This window comes from Rhodospirillum rubrum ATCC 11170 (assembly GCF_000013085.1).
Taxonomy (GTDB): domain Bacteria; phylum Pseudomonadota; class Alphaproteobacteria; order Rhodospirillales; family Rhodospirillaceae; genus Rhodospirillum; species Rhodospirillum rubrum.
On the sequence record NC_007643.1, the window covers coordinates 4,193,903 to 4,220,432 of the forward strand.

The window sequence follows — 26,530 nt, forward strand, 5'->3', positions numbered from 1 at the left end:
GTCGTCGCACTCTGTCCAGAGTGCTCGGGATTTGCCTTAGCGGATCTTTACGGCGGTGCCGTTGGCCGCGACCATCAGCATCATTTTCTCGTCGCCGCCCAGAACCTGATAGTCGAGATCGACGCCGACCACGGCGTCGGCGCCAAGCTTAAGGGCGCGTTTTTCCAGCTCGGCCAGGGCGTCTTCCTTGGCGCTGGCGAAATCGCGCTCATAGGTGGCCGAGCGGCCGCCAACCACATCGCGGACCGATCCGAAGAAGTCCTTGATGAAATTGGTGCCCATGATCGCCTCGCCCGAGACGATGCCCAGGTACCCGACGATCGCATAGCCCTCGATCGTCGGCGTGGTGGTGATGATCATGTCGCTCGCCATGGCGCTCTCCTGGTTGGATGGAACGGCCGAGGATGACCGCCCTTAAAGCAAATCCCGAGCAGTCTGGACCAGACTGTGACGACGATTTGCTTCGATATCACTAGGTTAGGCCAGTGTGCGGGGACTATGGTTCCCGCACACGGGCCTAATGGCGGAAGTGGCGCAAACCGGTGAAGACCATCGCCAAGCCGGCCTCGTCGGCGGCTTTGATGACCTCGTCGTCGCGCATGCTGCCGCCGGGCTGGATCACCGCCGTTGCCCCGGCCTTGGCCGCGGCCAGCAGGCCATCGGCGAAGGGGAAGAAGGCGTCGGAGGCGACGACCGACCCCTGGGTCGGCGATTGGGCGAGCCCGGCCGCCTCGGCGGCCTCATCGGCCTTCCACGAGGCGATGCGGGCGCTGTCGACCCGGCTCATCTGGCCGGCGCCGATGCCCACCGTGGCGCCATCCTTGACATAGACGATGGCGTTGGATTTGACGTGCTTGCAGACCTTGAAGGCGATCAGCATGTCGGCCAGTTCGCGTTCGGTCGGCGTGCGCTTGCTGACCACCTTGAGATCGGCCGACAGCAGATCGGCGGCGTCGCGGTCCTGGACCAGCATGCCGCCGGCGACCGAGCGCACGGTCAGCCCGGGCGCCGTGGTATCGGCGACCACGCCGGTCAGCAGCAGGCGCAGGTTTTTCTTGGCCGCGAAAATCGCCCGCGCCTCGGCGTCGGCATCGGGGGCGATGACCACCTCGGTGAAGATCTTGGTGATTTCCACCGCCGAGTCGCGATCGATCGGCCGGTTGAGGGCGACGATGCCGCCAAAGGCGCTGACCGGATCGCAGGCGAGGGCGGCCTTATAGGCTTCGACGACGCTGGCGCCCTGGGCGACGCCGCAGGGGTTGGCGTGCTTGATGATCGCCACCGCCGGCTCGGCGAATTCGCAGACCAGATCAAAGGCGGCGTCGGTATCATTGATGTTGTTGTAGCTCAGCTCCTTGCCCTGAAGCTGCTCGGCGCTGGCCACCCCCGGGCGGGCGATGCCGTGACCATAGAACGCCGCCTTCTGATGGGGGTTCTCGCCATAGCGCAGGGTCTGGCGCAGGCGGCCGGCGAAAACGATATGACGCGGAGTCTCGTCGCCGACCTGCCCCTGGAACCAGCGGCTGATGGCGCCGTCATAGGCGCCGCAGCGGGCGAAGGCGGCCGAAGCCAGCTTGCGCCGCAGCTCCAGCGTGGTGGCGCCGCCCTCGGCGGTCATGGCGTCCATCACCGGCTGGTAATCCTCGGGATCGACGACGACGGTGACCGCCTCGTGGTTCTTGGCGGCGGCGCGGATCAGGGCCGGCCCACCGATGTCGATGTTCTCGACGCAGTCCTCGAAGGCGGCGCCCTTGGCCACCGTGGCTTCGAAGGGATAGAGGTTCACCACCACCAGATCGATCGGCAAGATCTCATGGGCGGCCATCGCCCGCTGGTGCTCGGGATTGTCGCGGATGCCCAGGATGCCGCCGTGGATCTTCGGATGCAGGGTCTTGACCCGGCCATCGAGCATTTCCGGGAAACCGGTGAAATCGGCGACCTCGGTCACCGGAATGCCGGCATCGGCCAGCGCCTTGGCGCTGCCTCCGGTCGACAAGATCTCGATGTCGTGATCGGCGAGGAAACGGGCGAAGGGCACAAGCCCGCCCTTGTCGGAAACGCTGATCAGGGCGCGGCGGATGGGCAGGGAATGGAGCACGGTCGGGATCCTTGGCGGAGGCGGAAAGGCTTGGTCGGCGGGGAGATCGCTGAGTCTGGCTATAGCACGGCGCGCGCCTGGGCGCACTCGCCCTCAAAGGGTTGGGGCGTGGTCTCGGCCGGGGGATTGTGGAATTCGGGGACCAGGGCGGCGATCACGGCGCGGGCCTGCGCCTCGTCGCCCGCCGCGCAGGCCCTGGCCAGGGCGTCGAACTGGATGCCCAGGAACACCGGATCGGGCACGCGCGGCGCGGCCACCAACACGCCGTCGGTCGGCGTGGGCAGCGAGGTTTCCTTGCCGTGGAAGATCTCTTCGAACAGCTTCTCGCCCGGACGCAGGCCCGTATAGGCGATCTGGACATCGACCTCGGGCTTGAGGCCAGCCAGACGGATCATCTGGCGGGCGAGATCGGCGATCTTCACCGGCTCGCCCATATCCAGCACGAACAGCGAGCCGCGATAGCTTTCCTCGCGCGACCCCAGGGCGGCGGCCTGCAAGACCAGCTCCACGGCTTCGCGGATGGTCATGAAGAAGCGGGTGATTTCGGGATGGGTCACGGTCAGCGGACCGCCGGCGGCCAATTGGCGCTGGAACAAGGGCACCACCGAGCCGGTCGATCCCAGCACATTGCCAAAGCGCACGGTGACGAAATGGGTGGCCGCCGCGCTCGTTCGCTCGGCGAGGTCAAGGGCCTGACACCAGCTTTCGGCCATGCGCTTGGAGGCGCCCATCACATTGGTCGGGTTGACCGCCTTGTCGGTCGAGATCAGCACCATGGTGCCAACGCCGTGACGGCGGCAGGCCTCGGCCACCGTGCGCGTGCCCAGGGCATTGGTGCGCAGGCCCTCAAGCGGATTGAATTCGACCATCGGCACATGCTTGAGGGCGGCGGCGTGGAACACCAGCTCGGGCTTTTCCTCGGCCATCACCCGATCGACGCGGTCGCCATCGCGGACATCGGCGATCACCGGCCGGCGCGACAGCGTCGGATAGCGCTCGTTGATCTCCATATCGATGGTGTAGAGGGCAAATTCGCTGCTGTCGGCCAGGATCAGGCGGGCCGGGTCGAGGGCGGCGATCTGGCGCACCAGCTCCGAGCCGATCGAGCCGCCGGCGCCGGTGACCAGCACCCGGCGACCGCCGACCAGGGCGACGACGGGGGCGCGGTCAAGCACGGCCTGGGGCCGGCCCAGCAGATCCTCGATGGCCACCGGGCGCACCTCCAGGCTATCGGCGCCGCCGTCGCGCAGCTCCATCAGCCGGGGCAACCGGGCCAGCGACAGCCCCAAGGCGTCGCAGGCGTCAAGCAGGCCGCGCACCTGGGCGGGATCGAGGGTCTCGGAGGTCAAGATCAGCTTGCGCGGCCGCTCGCCCCAGCGTTCAAGCCGGACGACGATCTCGGCCAGACGATCCAAGGTGCCCAGAACCTCGACGCCGCGCAGATTGCGCCCGACTCGGGTTTCCTGCTCGGACAGGATGCCGACGGGCAGATAGGGGCTGTCGGTCTCGCGGGCGACCGAGCGCAAGAACATCTCGCAGCCGTCACCGGCCCCGACCAGCAAGACCGGGATCGCCGAGCGCGAGCGGGCGCGCCGCAGCTGGAATTTGCGGTCCTTGAACAGCCGGTACAAAAAGCGCGGGCCGCCCAGCAGGGCCATCAGCACCACCCAATTGATGACCAGCACCGACCGGGGCACGTATTCCATGCGGGTGATGAGAAAGGCGGCGGGCAGGAACAGCACCAGGGTCAGGGTGGCGCCGCGCAACAGGGCGATCAGGTCATCGACCGAGGCATAGCGCCAGATGCCCACATACATGCGCTGGGTGTAAAAGGCGACCGCCGCGCAAGCGGCGAACAGGGCGGCCTCGCGCCCCAGATCGGGTAGCGGCACATAGCGGATCAGGCCGTCACCCAGGCGCAGATACAGCGAGATCACGAAGGACAGCGCCGCCATCACCACGTCGTGGGCGAAGACGATGCGCGCCCGGGGCGGCATCGGGGTAAACAGCGACCGCATTCTCACGCCTCGTATTCCCTTGCTTGCGTCCGGCCGCGTCCGGCGCGGGCGAAGGTTCCCAGCACCAGGGCGATCGCCACGATGCCCGCGGCCAGGGCCGGCAGGGCATAGCCATCAAAGGTCGACCACAGGGCAAGACCGGCCAGAACGCCGTTCAAGCCGCCGACCCACAGGCTGACCCGGTCGTGGGGCCAGCCGCCCTGGGTGGCGCGCTGGTAGAAATGCTCGCGGTGGGCCTGCCACACCTTGGCCCCGCGCAGCGCCCGCCGGCCAAGGGTCAAGGTGGCGTCGGCCAGATAATAGCCCGGTAGCAGCAGCGCCGCCGCCAAATGGCCCTCGGCCGCCAAAGCCGCCAGCAGGGCGCCGAGCAGATAGCCCAGCGGCACGCTGCCGACATCGCCGAGGAAGATGCGCGCCGGATGCCAGTTCCACCACAAAAAGCCGAGCGCCGCCCCGGCCAGGATCGGCCCGGCCATCATCTGGTCCATCGCCATCCCGGCAGAGCCGGCGACCAAAGCCGTTCCCAGGCCCAACGAGAGGGTTTCCACCCCGGTCAGCCCGTCGATGCCATCCATGAAATTATAGAGATTGACGAACCATAGCCAGCCCAGGAAGACCAGCGGCCCGCCAAGGACCTCGGGCAGCAGCCCACCCAGGCCAAGCGCGCCGGCCGGGAGGGCGGCTAGCCCCAGGCCGACGCACAGCGCCTGAACGGCGAAGCGTTTGCCCGCCCCCAGTCCGCCCAGGTCATCGGCGAAGGACAGGGCGGCGAGGACGATGGCTCCGGCGAGCAGCGCCCAGGGCCGCCAGCCGACCGGCGCGCCGGCCAGCCAGCCAACAGCGCAGAGCGCCAGCGCGACGGCGAGAACCGCCAGCCCGCCGCCGCGCGGCGTCGGCACGGAATGGCTGGAGCGGGCGTTGGGGGTGTCAAGAACCTTGCGGGCCTGCAGAACACGGCGCAGCCAACCGGTGGCCACCGCGCTTAACGGGACCGCCAGCAGCGCCAGCCCGACCATCCATGCCATGCCATTGTCCATCGCCAGGGGTATAGGCCCGGAACGCCGGTCGGGGCAACGGTCAAGGCAACAGGGCGCGATAGACCGCCGCCGTCTGCCGACCGACGACGCGCGAGGAGAAGCGGGCGACCACCCGCTCGCGCGCCGCGGCGCCCAGGGCGACCCGCCGCGGCGGATCCTCGGCCAGGGCCAGCATCGCCGCCGCCAGGGCGCCGGCGTCGCCGGGGGGAACCAGCAGGCCGGTCTGGCCATCGACCACCAGATCGCGGCAGCCCGGCATATCGGTGGCGATCGACGGCCGGCCGGTGGCCCCGGCCTCGAGCAGCGCCTTGGGCACGCCCTCGCGGTAAAGGGTGGGCAGAACGGCCACATGGGCCTCGCGCCAGACCGCCGCCACGTCGTCGCGATGTCCCCACCATTCCACCAGACCGGCGGCTTCCCAGGCGCGCAGATCATCGGCGCTGAGGCTGGCCGGATTGCCGGGATCGGGCTCGCCGACCAGCACGACGCGCAGCGGAATCGAGCGGTCGCGCAGCAGGCGGGTGGCGGCGATCAGATCGGCCAGTCCCTTGTCGCGCAGCATGCGCCCGACATAGAAAAAGCTGGGGCGGCCGGCGGGTTCGGGGGCGGGAACGAACTGCTCGGTATCGACGCCCGATCCTTCGATCAGCACGATGCGATCGGCCTGGACGATGGATTTATCGACGAAAAAGGCTTGGTCATCGGGGTTTTGCACGATCAGCCGGCGTTCCGGGCGATTGAGCAGCAGGCGGAACAGGGCGGTGACCACCGGGCGGATCAGCCGGGCCTTGAGGCTTTCCGAGGCATAGACCCAGCCCATGCCGGCCACCGTCGTCACCACCGGCGGAGAGCCGGCGAAACCGGCGGCCAACGCGCCATGAATGGCCGGCTTGATCGCCACATTGTGGATCAGGGCCGGCCGTTCGGCGCGCAGCAGGGCGATCACTTTCCACAGCAGGGCGATTTCGGTGAGAGGATTGACCCCCCGGCGGTTCCACGGCAGGGCGACGACGCGAAAGCCCTCGGCCTCGATGCGGTCGCGGTGGGCGTTCACCCGGCAGGCGACGGTCACGGCGAACCCGGCGTCGCGGGCGGCGCGCGCCATCGGCAGACGGTGACGCCAGAAGGCCCAGTCTTCGGTGACCAGGAACAAAACCTTACGCGGATGGGATGTCATGGCGGGCAACGGCTCATTGATCAACGACACGATCCCAGGCCACCGGGGATCAGCAAATAGCCCAAAGGCGGGGCCGGGCGGCCCGACAGGGCAAGGGTGGCGCCCTCCAGTCGGCCGCCGTGCCAGCCCTCTGGGGCGGCGGCCGGCAGCCCCAGGCGGGCGAACAAGGCGCCCGGATCGGCAAGGCTGGGGGCATCGGCCGCGTCCAGGATCAGGCAGTCGCCGCCCTCGCTGTGAAGGGGCGGCACGAAGCCGCCGGCCTGGGCGTCGAGCGGCCGCAAGAAGCGGCTATCGGCCAGCCACGGCCGCAGATTGACCAGCGGCAGGCTATGGACCGGGCTGAGCTGAAGCACCGTGCCCCGGGTGAAGCCGGCCGCCTTCAGATCCTTGGCCCAGGTCTCATAGGGCAGGACGATGCCGCATTTGCCGGTGCAGGTCGTCGCCGTCTTCCAGGTGAACTGGCCCAAAGCCAGGGCGCTGACGACGCAAAGCCCCAGGGCGATCAGGCCGAACAGCCCGCGCGCGCCGCCGCCGACTTGGGGCGAATCGGCCAGCCAAGCGATCAACGGCACCAGGGCGAAGGCCAGGAAGAACAGGTGATGGGCATCGATGCGGGTGGCGAGGCCAAGCAGCACGAGAGCGGCGAACAGCCCGACATACAGCAGCGGGCACAGCGCGGCGAAGGCCAGCGGCCAGCGCTCGGGCGTTTGCGCCGCCAGGGTGGGGCCCGACCGTCTGACGAAACGGCGGTGGAACACCATCAGGGCGAGGACGGCGCCGGGCATCAGCATGTCAAAGCCGTGCTGGGCCAATCCGCCGAAACCCGACAGCACGCCGCTTATCCAAAGGGTCGGCGTCTCCACCCCCATCTTGGCGCGGTAGAGGGCGAGGAACCCCTGGGGATCAAGGAAATGGGCGGCGGTCGCCGGCCCGGCCACCGCCAGGGCGGCCAGGGCGCTAAGCAGCAGGCGGCGGTCAAGCAGGGCGCGGCGCGTCGGTTCGACCATCAGTCCGGCGCCGATCACCGCGACCAGCACCAGGGCGTAGTTGTATTTGGTCAGAAGCCCCAGGCCGACGATGCCGCCCAGTACCAGATAGCGCCGCGCCGTCGGCTGTCTTGCGGTTTCCAGCGCGGCCCAGACCGTAGCGATCGCCACCAGCAGCAGCAGCAGGCTATGGCTGAGGTTGATGAACACGTAAAACGCCGTGTGCAGCAAGGTGGCCGGGGCCAGCAGGCACAGGGCCTGAACCCGGGGATCGGCGGTGATCTGGCGGGCGACCAGCAGCGTCGCGCCATAGGCCAGCAGCACGATGACGGCGATCAGCCCGCGCAGGCTGGCCAGACTCGGACCAAACAGCGTTTCGGCGGCCCAGGCCAGCCACCCCATCAGCGGCGGGTTCAGCGCGTCATAGACCAGGGCCAGGGTCTGGCCGTGGAGCAGCAGTTCGGCGTCATCGTTGCGTCCGCCGGTCCAAAAGACCGCCTGGAAAGCGGCGATGAGCGCCAGATAGACCCCAAGCAAGACCAGCAGCCGCCAGGGATGGCCAAGCAGCCCCCTGTCGACGGCCAAAGCCGGACGCGCCAGCGCGCCGGTAAACCCGGGCCCGCGACGGCGGCGGCTCACCGCGGCGCGTCCCCGCGAACCAGCCGGGCGATGAAGAAGCCATCAAGGCCGCCCACGGCGTCGAGGTGAAAGGGAAACAGCCGGACATCGCCCTCGGCGGTGATCATCTCGTCGCTCACCCCGCCTTCGCCGGCGGTGATCGGCTTGCGGCTGATCTCGGGGCTGCGGGCGAGCAGGGCTTCGATGCGCGGGGCGGCCTCCTCGGGTTGAAGCGAGCAGACGCAGTAAACGATCACGCCGCCCGGACGTACCAGCCGCACGGCGGCGTCAAGCAGCGAGTCCTGAAGGGCGGCCAGCGCCGCGGCGTCGCCCGGCCGCTTGAGCCAGGGCGCGTCGGGATGGCGGCGGAAGGTGCCGGTGGCCGTGCAGGGCGCATCGACCAACACCACATCGGCTTGCTGGCCGTCCGTAAGGGTGAAGGTCAGGGCGTCGCCCTCGACCACGTTCACCGCGTCGCCCAGGCCGGTGCGTTCCAGGTTCTCGCGCAGGCGGGCGAGGCGGGTCGCCGAGCGGTCGACCGCCCAGACTTGGGCGCCGGCGGCGGCCAGTTGAAGGGTCTTGCCACCGGGGGCGGCGCAGAAATCAACGACGCGGGCGCCCTTGAGCGGCACCCCGGCCAGCAGCACCGGCAGGGCGGCGGCGGCGTCTTGCACCCACCATTGGCCCTCGGTGAAGCCCGCCAACTCGCGCACGGCGGTGGCGGTGGGCAGGCGGACCGAACCGCCGGGCAGGGCCAGCCCGCCGACCAGCTCGGCCAACGCCCCGCCATCGCCGTCGCGCGGCGTCAGATCAAGGGGCGCCTCGCGGCCGCAGGCCTCGGCCAGACGGGCCGCCGTCTCGGCCCCATAGGCGGCGATCCAGCTTTGACCCAGCCAGCGCGGCAGATCGGCCAAGGGATCGTCAAAGCCGGCCAGCCGGGCGGCGCCGTGATCGGCGACCTTGCGCAAAACCGCGTTGATCAGCCCGGCATAGGGGGCGAGCCGGCGCACGCGGGCGACATCGACCGAGGTGGCGACGGCGGCATGGGGGGGCGTGTCAAGGAACAGCATCTGGGCGGCGCCCAGGCGCAGGATATGCTTGGCGCCGACCGCCCGGCGCGGCAGCGGCCGGTCGAGGAAAGTCTTGATGACCTTTTCCAGGCGACCCATCCGTCGCAGCGTGGTGGCGGCGAGCAGGCGGGCGAAGGCCCGGTCGCGCGGCTCCAGCTTGCGCGTCGCCGCGTCGAAAACGTCGTCCAGGGGCCGGCCGTGATCGAGAACGGCCGAGAGGAGGTCGAGCGCGGCGGCCCGCGTGGCGGTGGCGGTATCCTTCATGGGGCGGTTTGTACGCCGCCCTTCGGGGGTAGGCAATGGAAATGGGCGGGAAAGGACGGGGGGAAAGGGCCGGGGTCAGCCCCGGGGGGCGCGGGTCTTGACCAGCAGGCCGAGGCCGGCGACCAGGAAAACCACCACGGTGGCCATGCCGAGGCGCTGACTGCCGCTTAGATCGGTCGCCAGACCGACGGCCAGCGGTCCGGCGAAGGCGCTGATCTTGCCGGTCAGGGCGAAAAGCCCGAATAATTCGCCGCGCCTGTCGGGCGGGGCGACGCGGGCGATATGGGTGCGGCTGGCTGCCTGCACCGGGCCGAAGAAAATCCCCATGGTCAAAGCCAGACCGACGAACCATGCGGTGTCTTCGACCAGAAGAACGGCGACGCAAAAACCGATCAGGCCGATCAGGCCGACAACGATGGTGCGCGGCGAGCCCAGCCAGTCGTCGATCCAGCCAAAGGCGAAGGCCCCCAGCCCGGCGGTGATGTTCAGCCCGATGCCAAACACGATGATCTGATCAAAGCCCATGTCGAAGGTGCCGGCGGCATAGATGCCGCCAAAGGCGAACAGGGTGTTCAGCCCTTCGGTGTAGAGCATGCGCGCCAGCAGAAACCAGCCCAGCCGGGGATCGCCGCGAAACAGCGCCGGCAGGCCCTTCAGGCTGTCAATCGCCCCGCGCGCCGCCGCGCCCAAGGCCAGAACCCGCCCGGTCGGCCGCTCGGGCACGAAGGCGAACAGCGGCCAGCCGAAAACCACGAACCACAGGGCGACCAGCACCAGGGTGGCGCGCACCGGCTCGGCGGCGGCCTTGTCCAGGCCGAAGGGCGGCGGATCGGCCTGAACCAGGGCGAGCAGGGCGATGACCAGACAGGCCAGCCCGCCGGCATAGCCCAACCCCCAGGCCCAGCCCGAAAGGCGGCCCATGCGCTCGGGCGTCGTCACATCGGGCAACATGGCGTTGTAGAAGACGCCGCCGATCTCGAAGGCGGCGTTCGACAGCGCCGCCAGCACCAGGGCGGCCAACAGGAAGGCCGGGTCGGGGCGGATCGTCCACATCAAGGCGGTGGAGGCGACGCACAGCAGACTGAACAGGCCAAGCCAAGGCTTGCGCCGGCCGCTGTGGTCGGCCACGGCGCCGAAGATCGGGGCGAGCAGGGCGATCAGCAGCCCCGAAGCGCCCATGGCATAACCCCAGGCCGCCGTTCCCGCTTCGGGCGTCGCCGCCACCGCCTTGGTCACATAGGCCGAAAAAACGAAGGTGGCGACGACGGTGGGATAGCCCGAATTGGCGAAATCGAACAGGCACCACGAAAAAGCCGCGCCGCGACCGGGCGGCGCAGCGGCGGCGCCCCCGGTCACGGGCCGCGGTCGGGCTGTCGTCAATGGGACTCGGCGCCGTGGGCGGCGTTGTGCAGCACCTTGTCGCGCACGCCGGTCTCATAGGTCAGGCCCGAGGGGGTCAGGGTCAGGGCCGCCGGATAGGCGCCCTTGATCAGGCCCTTGCGCTCGAGCGCCGCCCAGACGGCGGGGTTGGTCATCCCCGTCGCATCCGCCGTGCTCATCATATAGGACCCGACGTGCATGTGGTCGCCATGGGCGTGGGGCAGCGAGCCGATCGTCACCTCGCCGGTTTCGCCATCGGGGGTGGCTCGTCCCGAATCCTCGGCCAAAGCCTGGAACAGGGCCAGGGTTTTGAGCTGCAAAGGGTTCAGTTTCTGCGGGTTGCGTTTCATCTGCATCGGGTCATAGTCCGGAAAGGGCGCGGAATTGCCGCGCGGCCACGGTCAACATCGCCAGATCAACACTCGGCGCGCCCCGCAGTTCAGACAGAAGCTGGGCGGTGCGCTCGACCACCTTGGGATTGGTGCCCTTCCAGCAGGCCACCGCCCCGGCCGGATCATCGACCTCGCCGGAGCAATCCAGGGCGGCCAGGGCCAGATGGCGTTGCTGGACGAACAGGTCCTCCACGATGGCCGAAACCGCGAGCTTGGTCCAGTGGCTGCCGTGGTCGAGCTCTTCGGCCTTGCCGCGCATCCAGGCCATGCCGAATTCGGCGCCGACGCGGAAATAAAGGGCGGCGACCCGGTCGATCGGCAAGGACCGCAAGCTGGCGATGCGGGCGATATCATTGGCCGCGGCCAGACCATCGACCCCGGCGACGACGCGGGCGAGGGCGATCGGAACCCCGGCTTCGACCAGGGTGGCGATGCGCTGATCGGCGATCGGACGCTGATCCTCGGCCAGGATATCGGGCAAATGGTCGGCCAGCACGCCGGCGGCTTCGGCCAAAGGCGCCCCGGCGGCGGCCAGATCGAGCGGCCAGACGCCATTGCGCAGCAGCCACAGCGTCGAATGGGCGATCAGCCGGTTGATGTCCTTGAGCAGGGTCAGCTGAACGGCCGCCGGCACTTTGCCATCAAGCGCCTCGATCGCCGCCCACAGGCCGCGCAGGCCATAGGCGTCGCGGGTGACGATATAGGCCCGCGCCACATCCGACGGGTTCATGCCGGTGCGCTCGATCATCTGGGTGACGAAGGTGCCGCCAACGCGATTGATCATCGAATTGGTGGCGACGGTGGCGATGATCTCGCGTTTCAGGCGGTGGTTCTGCAGGGCCTCGGGGAAGCGTTCGCCGAGGACGGCGGGGAAGTAGCGCACCAGATCGCCCTGAAGGGCGGGATCGTCGGGCAGGTCGCTGTCGACGATCTCGTCAAACAGCCACAGCTTGGCATAGGGCATCAGCACCGCCACCTCGGGCCGGGTCAGGCCGCGCCCCTGGGCGGCGCGTTCGGCCAGGGTGTCGTCGTCGGGCAGGAATTCCAGGGCGCGGTCCAGGCGGCCGGCCCGCTCGAGCAGGCGCATGAAGCGGCCCTGGTGATCAAGCACCTCGCTGTCTTGGGCGACGGTCAGGCTGATCGCCTGGGTCTGCAAGGTGTTGTGGCGCAGCACCAGGGCGGCGACGTCGTCGGTCATGGCGCCGAGCAGGGCGTTGCGTTGCTTGGCCGTCATATCGCCGGCGCGTAGCACGCCGTCGAGCAGGATCTTGATATTGACCTCGTGATCGGAGCAATCGACCCCGGCCGAATTATCGATGGCGTCGGTGTTGATTCGCCCGCCTTTCAGGGCGTATTCGATGCGCCCGCGCTGGGTGACGCCCAGATTGGCGCCTTCTCCCACCACTTTGGCCCGGATATCGGCGCCATCGACGCGCAGCGCGTCATTGGCGCGGTCGCCGACCTGGATATCGGTCTCGCCGCGCGCCTTGATGTAGGTGCCGATGCCGCCGAACCACAAAAGATCGACCTCGGCGGTCAGCAGGGCGCGGATCAGTTCGGTCGGCGTCACCCGATCGCGGGTGAAGCCGAAGAGGGCGCGGATTTCCGGGGTCAGGGTGATCTGCTTGGCCCGGCGCTCATAGATCGCCCCGCCGGCGGAAAGCTTGCTCGCGTCGTAATCGCTCCAGGCCGAGCGCGGCAGGCGGAACAGCCGCTCGCGTTCGGCGAAGGCGACCGCCGGATCGGGCGCCGGATCGACGAAGATGTGCTGATGGTTGAAGGCGCCGATCAGGCGCAGGGCGGGGGAAAGCTGCAAGGCGTTGCCGAACACATCGCCGCTCATGTCGCCAACGCCGATCACCGTCGTTGGCTCGCTTTGGATGTCGCGGCCCTGTTCGCGGAAGTGGCGCTTGACCGCCTCCCAGGCGCCGCGCGCCGTGATGCCCATGGCCTTGTGGTCATAGCCGTTGGAGCCGCCCGAGGCGAAGGCGTCAGACAGCCAGAAGCCGTAATCGGCCGAAACGCCATTGGCGATATCGGAGAAGGTGGCGGTTCCCTTGTCGGCGGCGACCACCAGATAGGGATCGTCGCCATCGTGGCGGACGACGCGGGGCGGCGGCACCACGTGGTCGCCATCCAGATTGTCGGTCAGGTCAAGCAGCCCGGCCATCAGGATCTTATAGCAGGCGATGCCCTCGGCCAGCAGGGCCTCGCGGCCGGCGTCGACCGGCGGCTTCTTGACGACGAAGCCGCCCTTGGAGCCAACGGGAACGATCACCGCGTTCTTGACCATCTGGGCCTTCATCAGCCCCAGGACCTCGGTGCGGAAATCCTCGCGGCGGTCCGACCAGCGGATGCCGCCGCGCGCCACCTTGCCGCCGCGCAAATGGATGGCCTCGACGCGCGGACTATAGACGAAAACCTCGACCCAGGGGCGCGGCGCCGGCAGCTCATCGATGGCGCGGCTGTCGAGCTTGATCGACAGATAGGGCTTGGCGGCCCCGTCGGCGCCAAGCTGGTAGTGATTGGTGCGCAGGCTCGAGGTCACGAGGTTGAGGTATCGTCGTAAAATGCGGTCCTCGTCGGGGCTGTCCACCCCATCGAGGGCCTGACGGATCGCCTCGACGATCCTCGCCTCTTCGGGTGCGCGGTCCACGGTGGCGTCGCCGCTCGCCCGCGCCGCGCCGTTGGGGCTGTCGGGATCGAAGCGGGCCTCGAACAAGGCGACAAGCAGGGCGGCGATATCGGGATGGGCGGCCATCGTCTCCTCGATGGCGGCTTGGCTCGACGGGAAGGCGGCCTGACGCAGGAAGCGCGAATAGGCGCGCAAGATCACCACCTGACGCCAGGTCAGGCCGGCCAGAACCACCAGCTTGTTGAAGCCGTCGTTCTCGATGTCGCCGCGCCACAGCCGGGCGAAGCTGTCTTGGAACGACTGGCGGACCTTGCCGATGTCCAGCCCGCCGCCGCCGCGTAGCGTCATCAGGAAATCATGGACCCACGCCGCCTGGGGTCCGCTCTCACCCTGGGGGCGGACCTTGAAGGGCACCTCGCCCATGACCTTGAAGCCCATGTTCTCAAGCATCGGCAGCACGTCCGACAAGGGCAGCGCCTTGCCCGGAGTGAAGACCTTGAAGCGCACCTCGTGGTCGGCGTCCTCGATCGAACGGTAGAGCGTCATGGCGAAGCCGCTCTCGCCCAGGGCCTCGTCGATGCGGGCGATATCGCCCACGGCCTGAACGGCGGTCACCCGCTCGCGGTAGCCGGCGGGGAAGGCCTTGGCATAGCGGGTGAACTGGCGCAGCCCGGTTTCCTCGCCGCGCGCGGCGACCAGGGCGTCGTGCAGGTGGTCCGACCAACTGCGCGCCGCCTCGGCCACCCGCCGCTCGATTTCGCTCGATTCATACTGGGGCAACTGGCCCGGGGTGGTGCCGACGATGAAATGAATGCGCGCCAGCGGCGCGTCGGAAACCAGGGTGGAGAACGAGTCGACCCTGCCGTTCAGGGCGCGTTCGAGGATATCCTGAATGGCCAGCCGCAGCGCCGTGTCGTGGCGATCGCGCGGCACGAAGACCAGACACGAGATGAAGCGCTGGAACTCGTCCTGGCGCAGGAACAGGGCGGTGCGCTGACGTTCTTGCAGATGCAAGATGCCCAGCGCGGTGGCCAGAAGCTGATCCTCGCTCATCTGGAACAACTCGTCGCGCGGCAGGTTCTCCAGGATGTTCATCAGCTTCTTGCCGTCGTGACTATGCGACGGCAGGGCGGAGCGACCGACCACCCGCTCGATCTTGGTGCGCAGCATCGGCACGACCGAGGGGGAACTGGTGTAGACATCGGCGGTGAACAGGCCGACGAACAGCCGCAGGCCGATCACCCGCGTTCCCTCCTCGTCGAAATCCTTGATGCCGATGGCGTCCATCGCCACCGGCCGGTGGACGCGGGCGCGTTCGCTGCTTTTGGTGATGATCAGCGTCGTACGCTGGTCGACGAAGGCCCGCACCTCCTCGGGCAAGCTGGCGAGATTGCGCAATTCGCCAAAGGCCTTGGCCTCGGGTGAGCGCAAGATGCCAAGCCCCGGCTCGGGAACGGCCACCCCGGTGGACTGGCCGGGGGGGAAGGCATAGGTGCGATAGCCGAGGAAGGTGAAATGGTCGTCTTGCAGCCAACGCAGGAAATCCCGCGCCTCGCCCAGGTCTTGCGCCATCTGCTGGTCACCGACGGGCAGGGTCTCCAACGCGCCGGCGATCGTCCGGCAGGTCTCGCGCATCGCCAGCCAGTCTTCCACCGCCGCCCGCACCGCCGCCAGCACCGCTTCGGCCCCCTGGGCGGCCCTGGTCAGGCGGGCCGGATCGGATTGCTCGGTCACCTCGATATGCATCACCGATTCGGCAAGGCCGGTCGGATGGGTCATCGGGCCGACATCGGACAATAGGCCGTCCTCGTCGCGCACGAAGCGCATGATCGGGTGGATGGCCAGACGAACGCCGAGATCGAGACGTCCCAGCTCGGCGGTCAGGGAATCAACCAAAAAGGGCATGTCGTCATTGATGACCTCGACCACCGTATGGTCGCAGCGCCAGCCATGTTCTTCCAGCGTCGGATTGAAAACGCGCACCTTGGGCCGGCCGATGGTTCGCCGGCGGGCGAAGGCCCACAGCGACAGCGCCTGGGCGTAGAGCACTTCGGCCGGGCGGGGAAGCAGGTCGTCGGGGGGGACGTTGGCGAGATAGAGGCGGATGAAGCGCGCCGCCGGTTCTGCGGCGGCCGGGTCCAGCCTGTCGTTCGCCAGAGCGACCACCTTGTCAATCAAATCGTCCTTCCGAGCGTCGCCCTGCTGGTCCATGGGGGATGTCTCCAGTTTCCGATAAGTGAGCTTGGATATAGCACAGGCGGTGGCAAAGTTCCTTGAAATTACATATGTTTGCAGCGCACCCATGGCGAGGGGGCGGGTAGGCGAAAGGGCGCGAAATGCTGGAACTGCACGATGTGAAGGCGAGCCATGGCACGGTTCCGGCGCTGTTTGGCGTCAGTCTGCGCCTGGGCGCGGGCGAGGGGCTGGCCCTGCTCGGACGCAATGGCGCGGGCAAAAGCTCGATCCTGCGCGCCATCCTCGGGTTGATGCGGGTGACCGCCGGCGAGATCGCCCTGGGCGGCCGGTCGCTGATCGATTGGCCGCTCCATGCCCGCATCCGCGCCGGCCTGGGCTGGGTTCCCGAGGATCGCCGGGTCTTCGCCGGGTTGAGCGTCGCCGAAAACATCGCCGTCGGCACCCGCAACGCCGCCGGGCCGTGGACGACGGCGCGGCTGAAAGCGCTGTTTCCCAAGCTTGACGAGCTGTGGACGCGGCGGGCGGGCACGCTGTCGGGGGGCGAGCAGCAGATGCTGACCATTGCCCGCACCCTGGCGGGCAATCCCCGGGTGTTGCTGCTCGACGAGCCCTCCGAGGGGCTGGCGCCGCTGGTGGTCGCCGATCTCGGCCGGGCGGTGGCGGCGATCAAGGCCGAAGGCGTGGCCCTGTTGCTGAGCGAACAGAACATGACTCTGGCGCGCGGCCTCGCCGATCGCGCCTGTCTGATCGATCGCGGTCGTGGGGTGTGGAGCGGGGCGATGGCCGATCTGGCCAAGGAGTCCGCTCTTCAGACCCGTCACCTCGCGGTGTGACGGAGAAGGAACGCTGGCGCGGGTTTTTTGACAAAGAACCATGGCCCGGGTTGTTTTCCGCAAGCTTCACCGACACATCCTAGAACCGGAGGGATATCTCCCTAGCGTTAGGTATTCATCCGGGGTCTGGACTCAAGGATGGACGGTGACGGAAGGATGCTCTGCGGTGCGCATAAAAGACCTGTCGATCTCGATCCGCCTGCGCGGCGCTTTTTTGGTGTTGATCATCGGTACGATCATCGTCGCCTGGGCGACTTTGGGAACCTTCGCCACGGTCGTTCAAACCAATAATTGGACCAACCACACCCGCGAGGTTCAAACCGCTGTTGAAAAGATGCGGTTGTCGCAAATCGATCAGGAAACCGGCGTGCGCGGCTTCCTGATTTCCGGCGAAGAGTCCTTCCTTGAGCCCTATCGCGCTAATCAGGCGGTTTTCCGCGAGCTTTTGCAGCGGGCTAAGACCCTGACGGCGGATAATCCCGAGCAGCAGCGTCGCTTCGATGACATCGCCGCCCAGGCGGAGATTTGGCGGACACGGGTCGCCGAGCGCGAAATCGCCCTGATGAACAACGCCGAGACCATCGAGGCGGCCCGCGCCCTGGAAGCCAGCGGCGCGGGCAAGGTGCCGATGGACGCGATTCGCCGCCTGAGCGGGGAAATCGCCGGCGCCGAGGAGGCCTTGCTCAAGCAGCGGACCGCCGAGATGGAGGAGGCCCTGGCTTTGGGGCGCAACACCATGATCGTCGGCGGCGTCGTCTCGGTGGTTCTGGCCGTTCTGCTGGGCTGGCAGTTGACGCGCGGTATCGTGCAGCCGGTGCGCCTGCTGACCGGGGTGATGGGTGAACTATCGGCGGGGGGGCGTGGGGTCGCCATCCCCGAGACCGATCGCGGCGACGAGATCGGCCAGATGGCCAAGGCGGTGGAAATCTTCAAGGCGGGATTGATCGAAGCTGATCGACTGGCCGCCGAGGAGGCGACCCAGAGGGCGGCCCGCGAAAGCCGGGTGACGGCCTTGGAAACTCTGGTCGGCGGTTTTCAAGATCGCATCGGAGGTCTGGTCGGCAAGTTGACGGAGTCTTCTTCGGGGCTGGAGACCACCGCGCGCGCCATGTCCGAGGCGGCCCGCGCCACCGATACCCAGGCGGCGACGGCCAGCGACGCGGTGGGCAGCGCCAGCATGGGTGTGAGAACCGTGGCGGCGGCGGCCGAGGAACTCAGCGCCTCGATCAGCGAAATCAGCGGCAAGGTTCAGCAATCAAGCGAGGTGACGCAAAAAGCCATGGCCCGCGCCGCCGAAACCGACAAGATGGTGGGGCGCCTCGCCGAGGGCGCCGATCGCATCGGCGAAGTCGTCTCGCTGATCAACGCCATCGCCAGCCAGACCAATCTTCTGGCGCTCAACGCCACGATCGAGGCGGCACGGGCCGGTGACGCCGGCAAGGGCTTCGCCGTGGTCGCCGGCGAGGTCAAGACCCTGGCCAATCAAACCGCCCGGGCGACCGAGGAAATCGGCGCGCAAATCGGCCGGATTCAAGAGGCGACCCGCGAGACCATCCAGGCCATCAAGGAAATCTCGGGGACCATCGGCGAAATCAACGGCATCGTCATGTCGGTGGCCTCGGCGGTCGAGGAGCAAAGCGCCGCCACCGCCGAAATCGCCCGCACCGTTCAAAGGGTCTCGACCAATACCGACGAGGTGACGACCAATGTCGATGGTGTCAGCCGCACCGCCAAGGCCACCGATAGCGCCGCCGCCGATGTGCTGCGCGCCTCGGGAGACCTGACAACGGTCAGTGGCGAGCTTGGCGGCGAAATCGACCGCTTCGTCGGCGGCGTGCGTCAGCTGTGAGGGGGCGGGGGCTCGGCTTCCGGTTCGGCGGCGGGTATGGCAGCCGATTGGGACGCCAGCTTGGCCTTTTGCCGGTGGCGCAAGGCGACGGCGATCAGGCCGATCAAAAGGGCGAGGGCCAAGAAGGGCGCGGCCAGCCATAGGCCGCGCTGGGTCGCCGAAACCAGCGACGCCACCGCCTCGGCGGCCGGAACGGCGATGGCGATGCGGGTTCCGGGCATTCCCGCCGTGGCGCCGAGCGGCGCCGATAGCCGGACAAGCCACTCCTGACCCTCGACGTCCAGATCGAAGGATCGCGCCTCCTGGCTGGCGGCGAGCTGGGCGGCAAGCGCGCCGAGGACGGCGTCGTCTTCTGGGGGGGGCGCCGTCCCGCCGCCGGCATGGCTGGCGAGCGGGGTACCGTCGTTGGCGACCAGCATCAACCGGGCGGAAGGGGAGGGGGCCAGGGCGCCCAGCAGCCGGGTCAGCCGGGGCATGGCGATCTCGACCCCGGCGACGGCGCGCGGCGCCCCCCTGATCCTGCCGGCCACGGTCAGGGTCGGCAGGTCGTCGGGGGGCGAGCGGCGAACGATCGGCGGCCCCATCCCCTTTGTCGCCCGCAGCGAGTCGATCCAGGCCGGATCGTCCTTCGTCGCCGGATCGTCGCCCTCTTCCAGCCGGGCATCGATGATGGCCCCCTCCCCATCCTCGAAGCGCCACAGGGTCCAGAAGCGATTGTCGCGGTCGCGCATGCGGATATGGATCCCCCAATGCGCCTCCGCCGGGGCGCCCAGGGCCTTGCTTTCGGCGGGTTGGCGGGGATCAAGGCGGATCAGCCGCAAGGTGGTGCCGTTGGGAAACAGGGCGAAGGCGCGTTGCAACTCGCGCGAGCCGTCCAGCAGCCGATGCAGGGCCGGCAAGGCCGGATGGGTTTCCCCGCGCGGTTCCTGGCGCAGCGCTGGCAGGCTGGTCAGCATCAACGCCCCGCCGCGGGCCTCGTCCAGCATCGCCTGAACCCGTTTGCCGACCGCCGAGTCCACCCCTTCCAGCCGGGTGCGCGCCGCGCCCAGGATCAGCGCCCTCGCCTCGCCATGGCGCTGAACGCCGATCAGGGCGGCGGCGATGGCCAAGCCCAAGACCACGGTCGCCAGAAGAACCAGGATCGGCGACAGATGATGGGGAGGATCGGGCGAGTCGGGGGAACGGCTCATACCATCGGGGCTCATCGGACAAGGGACCACTGGGCGCGCGGACCCTTACGGGAAACGTCGGGGCAAGGGTGACACAGTTGGACCGGCCGGGGAACCCCGCCGCGCGGTCCGGGTTTGCAAGGGGGGACGGGCGCCAAACCGGCCCCTCCCCCCTTCCCCCGTTTCGTTGGAGGTCGCGATGAGCGATGACGTGCTACAACCGCCCCAGGACCAAGACAGCCAGCCCGGTCATGAACTGGAGATGACGCCCCAACCCGACTGCCAGCCCCGCCACCCCGGTTCGGACCGGCTGGCCGGCAAGGTCGCCTTGATTTCGGGCGGCGACAGCGGCATCGGCCGCGCCGTCGCCCTCGCCTTCGCCCGCGAAGGCGCCAAGATCGCCCTGCTCTATCTCGACGAACACGACGACGCCCGGGAAACCGAGCGCTTGGTGATGGCCGAGGGACGCGAATGTCTGGTGATGCCGGGCGATGTCGGCGACGAGGCGATCTGCATCGACGCGGTCGCCCAAGTGATCGGCAATTTCGGCGCTCTCGATATCCTGGTCAACAACGCCGCCGAACAACACGAGGTCGAGGACCTGAGCGACCTGACGGCCGGACAACTGGAAAAGACCTTCCGCACCAATGTCTTCGGCTACATCTATCTGGCCAAGGCCGCCCTTCCCCACCTGCCCAAGGGCGGGTCGATCATCAATACCACCTCGATCACCGCCTATCAGGGCCACCGCACGCTGATCGACTACAGCGCCACCAAGGGGGCGATCGTCGCCCTCACCCGCAGCCTGTCGCAATCGTTGCTCGATCGCGGCATCCGGGTCAACGCGGTGGCCCCCGGGCCGATCTGGACCCCGCTGATCCCGGCCAGCTTCAGCCCCGATCACGTCGCCAGTCATGGCGCCTCGGTGCCAATGGGCCGCGCCGGCCAGCCCAATGAGGTCGCCCCGGCCTATGTGTTCCTGGCCAGCGACGACGCCTCCTATATCAGCGGTCAGGTGATCCACCCCAATGGCGGGGCGATCATCGGGTCTTGAGGGCAGATGGAGCGGGGAAGGACTTTGCCGTCCGCCGTCGCGGCGCTAGACTCGGCCTCACGCCAGACTGTCAAGCGAGCCGTCCCATGTCCAAGACCACCCGCGCCACCCAGGCGCTTGATCGCGCCCATGTCGTTCACGAGGTGGTGAGCTATGAGTACGATCCCGATGCGCCGAGCATCGGGCTTCAGGCCGCCCAGGCCATCGGCGAACACCCCCGCCGGGTGCTGAAAACCCTGATGGCCGAGGTCGACGGCAAGGCGGTCTGCGCCGTCGTGCCCTCCGACCGCGAGGTCAGCATGAAAAAGCTGGCCGCCGTGTTCGGCGGCAAGGCGGCCCATATGATGAAGCCCGCCGACGCCGAACGGCTGACCGGCTTTCATGTGGGCGGCATCAGCCCCTTTGGCCAGAAGCGCACCGTGCCGACGGTGGTCGAGGAAAGCGCCCTGGCCGAGGAGCGGGTCTATATGAACGGCGGCCAGCGCGGCCTTCAGGTGCGCTTGGCGCCGGCCGATGCCGTCGCCGCCCTTGGCGCCCGGGTGGCCTCGATCGTGGCCTAATATCCCGATAGGAGGGCGACTCGTCGTCGCGTGCTGGTCCGGCGCACTCGCGAGTCGTCCTAGATTTTTTCCTTGTGCAAGATCTTCTCGAGGAAGCCGAGCATCAGGGCCGAGACGACGAAGGTGAGATGCATGAGGGTGAACCACATGATCTTGCCGTTGTCGTATTGACTGGCGTTGAGGAAGATCTGCAGCAGGTGGATCGAGGAGATGGCGACGATCGACGACGCCACCTTGATCTTCAGGCTGCCGGCGTCAAGCTTACCCAGCCACGACACTTCGACCTGATGGTCATCGAAGCGGCCAACGAAATTCTCGTAGCTTGAGATCATCACCATGACGATCAGGCTGGCGACCAGGGCGGCGTCGATCAGGCTGAGCATCGCCAGGATCATCTCGGCTTCGCCCAGCACGAAGACATCGCCAGCGATCTTGGCGAACTTATAGAGAAACGACACCGCATAGACGGCTAGGGCCGCTCCCAGGCCAAGATAGAAGATCACCAGCATCCAGCGGCTGGCGAGGATTATGCGTTCGATGAGCAGTTCGAGCGGCTTCACAAGCTATCTCTTTCAGGTTGAGAGGATCTGTTTCGAGTCGGACTCAAGGGCCGAGAGGGCCCCTCTGTCAAGAAGCTCCTCCGATACCGCCTAAAGGTCTTGGGAAAATTCCGCTCATACGGTCAAATACGTTGAGCTCCTTGGGCCTTCGCCCCATGTCAGGGGTCCCGCCGCCTTTCCTCCCAATCCGTGTTTTGCCAGGACCGCGCATGATCCACGCGACTCCCCTGATTACCATTCTCGTCGCCGGTCTCGGCATCGCCTTCATTTTCGGTGCCATCGCCCATCGTCTTAAAGTCTCGCCGCTGGTCGGCTATCTTTTAGCCGGTATCGTTATTGGGCCAGCAACCCCAGGTTATGTCGCCGATCAAAATCTGGCTTCGGAACTCTCCGAGATCGGCGTGATCTTGTTGATGTTTGGCGTCGGCTTACACTTTTCCCTCAAGGATCTGCTGTCGGTGCGGGCGATCGCCGTTCCCGGCGCCATTGTTCAGATCGCTTTCGCGACCGTTCTCGGCATAGGCATCGCCCATTTCGCCGGTTGGGGTCTGGGCGGCGGTATCGTGTTCGGCCTAGCGCTTTCGGTGGCGAGCACGGTGGTTTTGCTGCGCGCCATGCAAGATCGCCGGCTGATCGATACCCTGCGCGGGCGCATCGCCGTCGGCTGGCTGATCGTCGAGGATCTGGCGATGGTGATGGCGCTGGTGTTGCTGCCCGCCGTCGCCGGAGCCTTGGGGGTGGGCACCGCGAACGGCACGCCCAGCCTATCGCTGGTCGATGTCGGGATATCCTTAGGCGTCACTCTGGCCAAGGTGGCGGCCTTCATCGTGCTGATGCTGGTGGTTGGTCGGCGGGTCATTCCCTGGCTGCTCCACCGCATGGCCTCGACCGGCTCGCGCGAGTTGTTCCGGTTGGCGGTGTTGGTGATCGCCCTTGGCGTCGCCTTCGGCTCGGCCACGTTGTTTGGGGTGTCCTTCGCCCTGGGAGCCTTCTTCGCCGGCATGGTCATGAATGAATCCGAACTGAGCGGTCAGGCCGCCCAGGACACCCTGCCCCTGCGCGATGCCTTCGCCGTGCTGTTCTTCGTGTCGGTCGGCATGCTGTTCAATCCATCCTCGGTGATCGAAAGCCCGCTGCTGTTCGTCGCCACCTTGCTGGTCATCGTTTTTGGCAAATCGGTCGCGGCCTTCGGTCTGGTGCTGATGTTCGGCCACAGCAAGGCCACGGCTTTGACCATCGCCGCCAGCCTTGCCCAGATCGGCGAATTCTCGTTCATCCTCGCCCCGCTTGGCGTGTCGCTCGGCTTAATGCCCCAGCAGGGTCAGGATCTGATCCTGGCGGCGGCGATCGTATCGATCCTGCTCAATCCGTTTTTGTTCATGTTGCTCGACCGCTATTTCTTGCATGACGCTTCCGCTTCCGCTTCGGCGGCGGCTGACCCGCCCGAACCCGCTCCCTCCTCCGGGGCGGCGGACGACGAGGACGAGGCGGCGATCGCGGTGGCCAAGCCGGCGCCGGTGGCTCCGGCCAGCGGTCATGCGGTGGTCGTCGGTTCCGGACGGGTCGGGGCGCTGATCGGCGAGATGCTGGCCGAACGCGAGGTCAGGCGGGTGGTCATCGAGGAATCCGAAAGCGTGATCGAGGCGCTGCGCGGCAAGGGCGTCTCGTGCCACCTGGGCAATGCCGCCGACCCCGAGACCCTGGCCCTGGCCGACACCATCGAGGCGCGCTGGCTGTTCGTGGCCATTCCCAACGCCTTCGAGGCTGGCCAGGTGGTTGAACAGGCGCGCAAGTCGAACCCCGATCTGCAGATCATCGCCCGCGCCCATTCCGACGCCGAGGTCGAACACCTGAAAGCACGCGGTGCGTCGCGGGTGGTGATGGCCGAACGCGAAACGGCGCGCGGCATGATCGCCGAGGCCCTGCTGCCGCGCTTGTAAGGGTCCCCCACAAGAAAACGGCCGGCGGGATGCCCCACCGGCCGTTTTCTGTTCAAGGAAGGCGGGGGTCACCGCGCCGGGGTCGGCGCCTCGCCGGTGTCATCGGTCTCGGTCTCGCCCTCGGTCTTGGCCAGCGCCTTGGCCGACAGCCCCGGACGCAGCCGGTGCTCGCCCAGCAGCAGAAGCAGCGGCGCGGCGATGAACACCGACGAACTGGTCGCCAGCACCACGCCAAACAGCAGCACCAGGGCGAATTCGCGCAGGGCCTCGCCGCCGAAGACGGCCAGCGGGATGATGGCGAGGAAGGTGGCAAGCGAGGTGCCCACCGTCCGTCCCAGGGTTTCATTGATCGATTTGTCGATCAACTGCCGCAGGGGCATGGTGCGGTACAGCCGCAGGTTCTCGCGCACCCGGTCATAGACCACGACCTTGTCGTTGATCGAATAGCCCATGATGGTCAGGATGGCGGCGATGGCCGTTAGGTTGAACTGCATGCCGGTGATGGCGAAGAAGCCCACCGTCTTGGTCACGTCGAGCAGCATGGTGACCACGGCGCCGACGCCGAACTGCCATTCGAAGCGGAACCAGATATAGATCAGCATGGCGATGGCGGCCAAACCAAGGGCCATCATGCCGTCTTGGAACAACTCGGCCGAGACCGAGGCGCCGACGCTGTCGACCCGGCGGATCTCGCTGCCGGCATAGTCGCGCTCCAGCATGCCCTGGACCTGCTTGACCACCTCGGCCTGGGCGGCGTCGCCGCCTTCCTGGCGTTCCAGGCGGATCAGCACGTCATTGGGCGAGCCAAAAGCCTGAAGCTGGACCGGGCCGATCGGCAGCGACTGAAGATCGGTGCGCAAGGCCGGGAAATCGACGGCGTTCTGCGAGCGCACCTCCATCACCGTGCCGCCGGCGAAATCGACGCCGTAATTCAGGCCGGGGTGGAAGAACAGCACCACCGAGGCGACCGACAGCACCACCGATCCGCCCAGCCCAAGCAGGCGGCCGCGCATGAAGGCGATCTTGGTGTGATCGGGAACCAGCCGGAAATGGTTGGCCATCGGCAGGCTCTTGGGCTTGGTGCGGCGGAACCAGATCACCATCAGCAAGCGGGTGACGGTGATCGCGGTGAACATGCTGACGATGATGCCCAGCGAGATGGTCACGGCGAAGCCGCGGATGGTGCCGACGCCGATCGAGAACAAGATCGCCATCTTGATCAGGGTGGTGATGTTGGAATCGAAGATGGTGGCGAAGGCGCGCTTGAAGCCGGTTTCCATCGACGCGGCGACGCCCCGCCCCTTTTTGGCCTCTTCGCGGATGCGCTCGTTGATCAGGATATTGGCATCGACCGCCATGCCCAGCGACAGCAGCAGGCCGGCGATGCCGGGCAGGGTCAAGGTGGCCTGCATCAACGACAAGGCGCCAAGGGTGATCGCCAGATTGAAGACCAGGGCGACATTGGCGAACCAGCCGAACAGGCCGTAGAAGATGCCCATATAGGCGACCACCAGCACGAAGCCGACGCTGATGGCGATCATGCCGGCGCGGATCGAATCGGCGCCGAGATCGGGGCCGACGGTGCGTTCCTCGACCACGGTCAGGGGGGCCGGCAGGGCGCCGGCGCGCAGCAGCACCGCCAGATCATTGGCGCTGGCGGCGGTGAAGCTGCCCGAAATCTGCCCGCGTCCGCCGGTGATCGGCTCGCGGATGACCGGGGCGCTGACCACCTTGTCGTCAAGCACGATGGCGAAGGGCTTGCCGACGGCCATCTTGGTGACATCGGCGAAGCGGCGGGCGCCCTGGCCGTCGAAGGAGAAGCTGACCACCCACTGGCCGTTCTGCTGGTCGAAGCTGGGCTTGGCGTCGGTCAGATGACTGCCGTCGACCTCGACCTTGCGCGACACCAGGATCTTTTCGCCCGGACGGGCGGGATCGGCCGAGGGCAGCAGCCGGTAGCCGGCGGGAACGCTGCCATCGCCCAAGGCCCGGTCGCCGACCATATGGAAGGTCATCTTGGCGGTCTGGCCGAGCAGGCGCTTGATGCGGCCGGGATCGGAAACGCCGGGAAGCTGGACCAGGATGCGGTCGGCGCCCTGGCGGGCGATCATCGGCTCGTTGACGCCGGTCTCGTCGATGCGGCGGCGGACGATTTCGATCGACTGTTGGGCGGCCTTGTCGGCCCAGGCCTGAACGCCCGAATCGGCCAGGGCGATGCGCCCGGTCAGGCCATCGAAGGTCAGGCCGTAATCGGCCGGCTTGCCCGGCTCGTCGGGCTGGACCAGCGGCGCCAGGGCGCCGCGCGCGGTTTCGATGTCGTCAGCCGAGGCCAGGGTGAAAACCACCGAGCGGTCGCGCACCGCCAGACCGGTATAGCGCAGCGAGTCCTTGCGCAGATTGGTGCGCACGCTTTCAAGCATGGTTTCCAGTCGGTCGTGGATGACCGCCGGCATATCGACGGCAAGCAGCAGATGCGAGCCGCCCTGGAGGTCGAGGCCCAGGGTGATGCGGTTCTGCGGCAACCAGTCGGGCAGCGAGCCGTGCTTGAAGGCGTTGGGCAGGGCAAGCAGAAGGCCGATCAGACAGACCGCGATGATCGCGATCGTCTTGGCTTTGGAAAAATACAGCATTCGTGATCTCCATCCGCCGCGTCGGGTCGCAGGGGGTGCGGGGCGACGGGCGGGCGGGGTGGAA

18 protein-coding genes are annotated in these 26,530 nt (G+C 67.6%); 5 read left to right on the forward strand and 13 right to left on the reverse strand.

Annotated elements, in window-relative coordinates; genetic code table 11:
• Positions 1-36: 36 nt before the first annotated feature.
• The 10 genes from RRU_RS18865 to RRU_RS18910 all read right to left on the reverse strand — a co-directional run bounded on the left by RRU_RS18865 (position 37) and on the right by RRU_RS18910 (position 15,886).
• Positions 37-360: a heavy metal-binding domain-containing protein gene (locus RRU_RS18865; protein ID WP_042440518.1), complete on the reverse strand. Its 324-nt coding sequence runs from the start codon at positions 358-360 to the stop codon at positions 37-39.
• 157 nt (positions 361-517) lie between these two features.
• Complete coding sequence (purH, locus tag RRU_RS18870) at positions 518-2,098, reverse strand: bifunctional phosphoribosylaminoimidazolecarboxamide formyltransferase/IMP cyclohydrolase (protein WP_011391402.1); 1,581 nt, start codon at positions 2,096-2,098, stop codon at positions 518-520.
• A gap of 59 nt (positions 2,099-2,157) precedes the next feature.
• On the reverse strand, positions 2,158-4,116 hold the full coding sequence (locus RRU_RS18875) for a polysaccharide biosynthesis protein (protein WP_011391403.1): 1,959 nt from the start codon (positions 4,114-4,116) through the stop codon (positions 2,158-2,160).
• 2 nt (positions 4,117-4,118) lie between these two features.
• Positions 4,119-5,132, reverse strand: a complete 1,014-nt coding sequence (locus RRU_RS18880; RefSeq protein ID WP_011391404.1) for an MraY family glycosyltransferase — start codon at positions 5,130-5,132, stop codon at positions 4,119-4,121.
• Between the two features lie 61 nt (positions 5,133-5,193).
• The gene (locus RRU_RS18885; protein WP_237703806.1) at positions 5,194-6,330 is read right to left on the reverse strand and encodes a glycosyltransferase family 4 protein; all 1,137 of its coding nucleotides are present in this window, start codon (positions 6,328-6,330) and stop codon (positions 5,194-5,196) included.
• 20 nt (positions 6,331-6,350) lie between these two features.
• The gene (locus RRU_RS18890) at positions 6,351-7,955 is read right to left on the reverse strand and encodes a glycosyltransferase family 39 protein (protein ID WP_011391406.1); all 1,605 of its coding nucleotides are present in this window, start codon (positions 7,953-7,955) and stop codon (positions 6,351-6,353) included.
• The gene (locus RRU_RS18895; RefSeq protein WP_011391407.1) at positions 7,952-9,268 is read right to left on the reverse strand and encodes an RsmB/NOP family class I SAM-dependent RNA methyltransferase; all 1,317 of its coding nucleotides are present in this window, start codon (positions 9,266-9,268) and stop codon (positions 7,952-7,954) included. The genes RRU_RS18890 and RRU_RS18895 overlap by 4 nt, the downstream gene beginning before the upstream one ends.
• A gap of 75 nt (positions 9,269-9,343) precedes the next feature.
• Positions 9,344-10,624, reverse strand: a complete 1,281-nt coding sequence (locus RRU_RS18900) for an MFS transporter (protein WP_011391408.1) — start codon at positions 10,622-10,624, stop codon at positions 9,344-9,346.
• 20 nt (positions 10,625-10,644) lie between these two features.
• Positions 10,645-11,004 (reverse strand): hypothetical protein, encoded by a 360-nt coding sequence (locus RRU_RS18905; protein ID WP_011391409.1) that lies wholly within the window; start codon positions 11,002-11,004, stop codon positions 10,645-10,647.
• Between the two features lie 4 nt (positions 11,005-11,008).
• Positions 11,009-15,886, reverse strand: coding sequence for an NAD-glutamate dehydrogenase (locus RRU_RS18910; protein WP_011391410.1), 4,878 nt, complete (start codon positions 15,884-15,886; stop codon positions 11,009-11,011).
• A gap of 125 nt (positions 15,887-16,011) precedes the next feature.
• Here RRU_RS18910 and RRU_RS18915 point away from each other — a divergent pair, with 125 nt between their 5' ends.
• Complete coding sequence (locus tag RRU_RS18915) at positions 16,012-16,704, forward strand: ABC transporter ATP-binding protein (protein WP_011391411.1); 693 nt, start codon at positions 16,012-16,014, stop codon at positions 16,702-16,704.
• Positions 16,705-16,870: 166 nt separating this feature from the next.
• Positions 16,871-18,553, forward strand: coding sequence for a methyl-accepting chemotaxis protein (locus tag RRU_RS18920; protein WP_014626633.1), 1,683 nt, complete (start codon positions 16,871-16,873; stop codon positions 18,551-18,553).
• On the opposite strand, the gene RRU_RS18925 is transcribed toward RRU_RS18920, so the two are convergent.
• On the reverse strand, positions 18,544-19,743 hold the full coding sequence (locus RRU_RS18925) for a cache domain-containing protein (protein ID WP_014626634.1): 1,200 nt from the start codon (positions 19,741-19,743) through the stop codon (positions 18,544-18,546). The two genes, RRU_RS18920 and RRU_RS18925, sit on opposite strands and share 10 nt — an antisense overlap.
• 178 nt (positions 19,744-19,921) lie before the next feature.
• On the opposite strand from RRU_RS18925, the gene RRU_RS18930 reads away from it, so the two are divergent.
• Both RRU_RS18930 and ybaK read left to right on the forward strand, forming a co-directional pair.
• The gene (locus tag RRU_RS18930) at positions 19,922-20,776 is read left to right on the forward strand and encodes an SDR family oxidoreductase (protein ID WP_011391414.1); all 855 of its coding nucleotides are present in this window, start codon (positions 19,922-19,924) and stop codon (positions 20,774-20,776) included.
• 86 nt (positions 20,777-20,862) lie between these two features.
• Positions 20,863-21,336 (forward strand): Cys-tRNA(Pro) deacylase, encoded by a 474-nt coding sequence (gene ybaK / locus RRU_RS18935; protein ID WP_011391415.1) that lies wholly within the window; start codon positions 20,863-20,865, stop codon positions 21,334-21,336.
• 59 nt (positions 21,337-21,395) lie between these two features.
• Here ybaK and RRU_RS18940 read toward each other — a convergent pair whose 3' ends face one another.
• Entirely contained in the window at positions 21,396-21,896 is a 501-nt protein-coding gene (locus RRU_RS18940) for a TIGR00645 family protein (RefSeq protein WP_011391416.1), read from the reverse strand.
• A gap of 209 nt (positions 21,897-22,105) precedes the next feature.
• Here RRU_RS18940 and ybaL point away from each other — a divergent pair, with 209 nt between their 5' ends.
• Positions 22,106-23,836, forward strand: coding sequence for a YbaL family putative K(+) efflux transporter (ybaL, locus tag RRU_RS18945; protein ID WP_011391417.1), 1,731 nt, complete (start codon positions 22,106-22,108; stop codon positions 23,834-23,836).
• Positions 23,837-23,904: 68 nt separating this feature from the next.
• On the opposite strand, the gene secD is transcribed toward ybaL, so the two are convergent.
• On the reverse strand, positions 23,905-26,466 hold the full coding sequence (gene secD, locus RRU_RS18950) for a protein translocase subunit SecD (RefSeq protein WP_011391418.1): 2,562 nt from the start codon (positions 26,464-26,466) through the stop codon (positions 23,905-23,907).
• Positions 26,467-26,530: the final 64 nt, after the last annotated feature.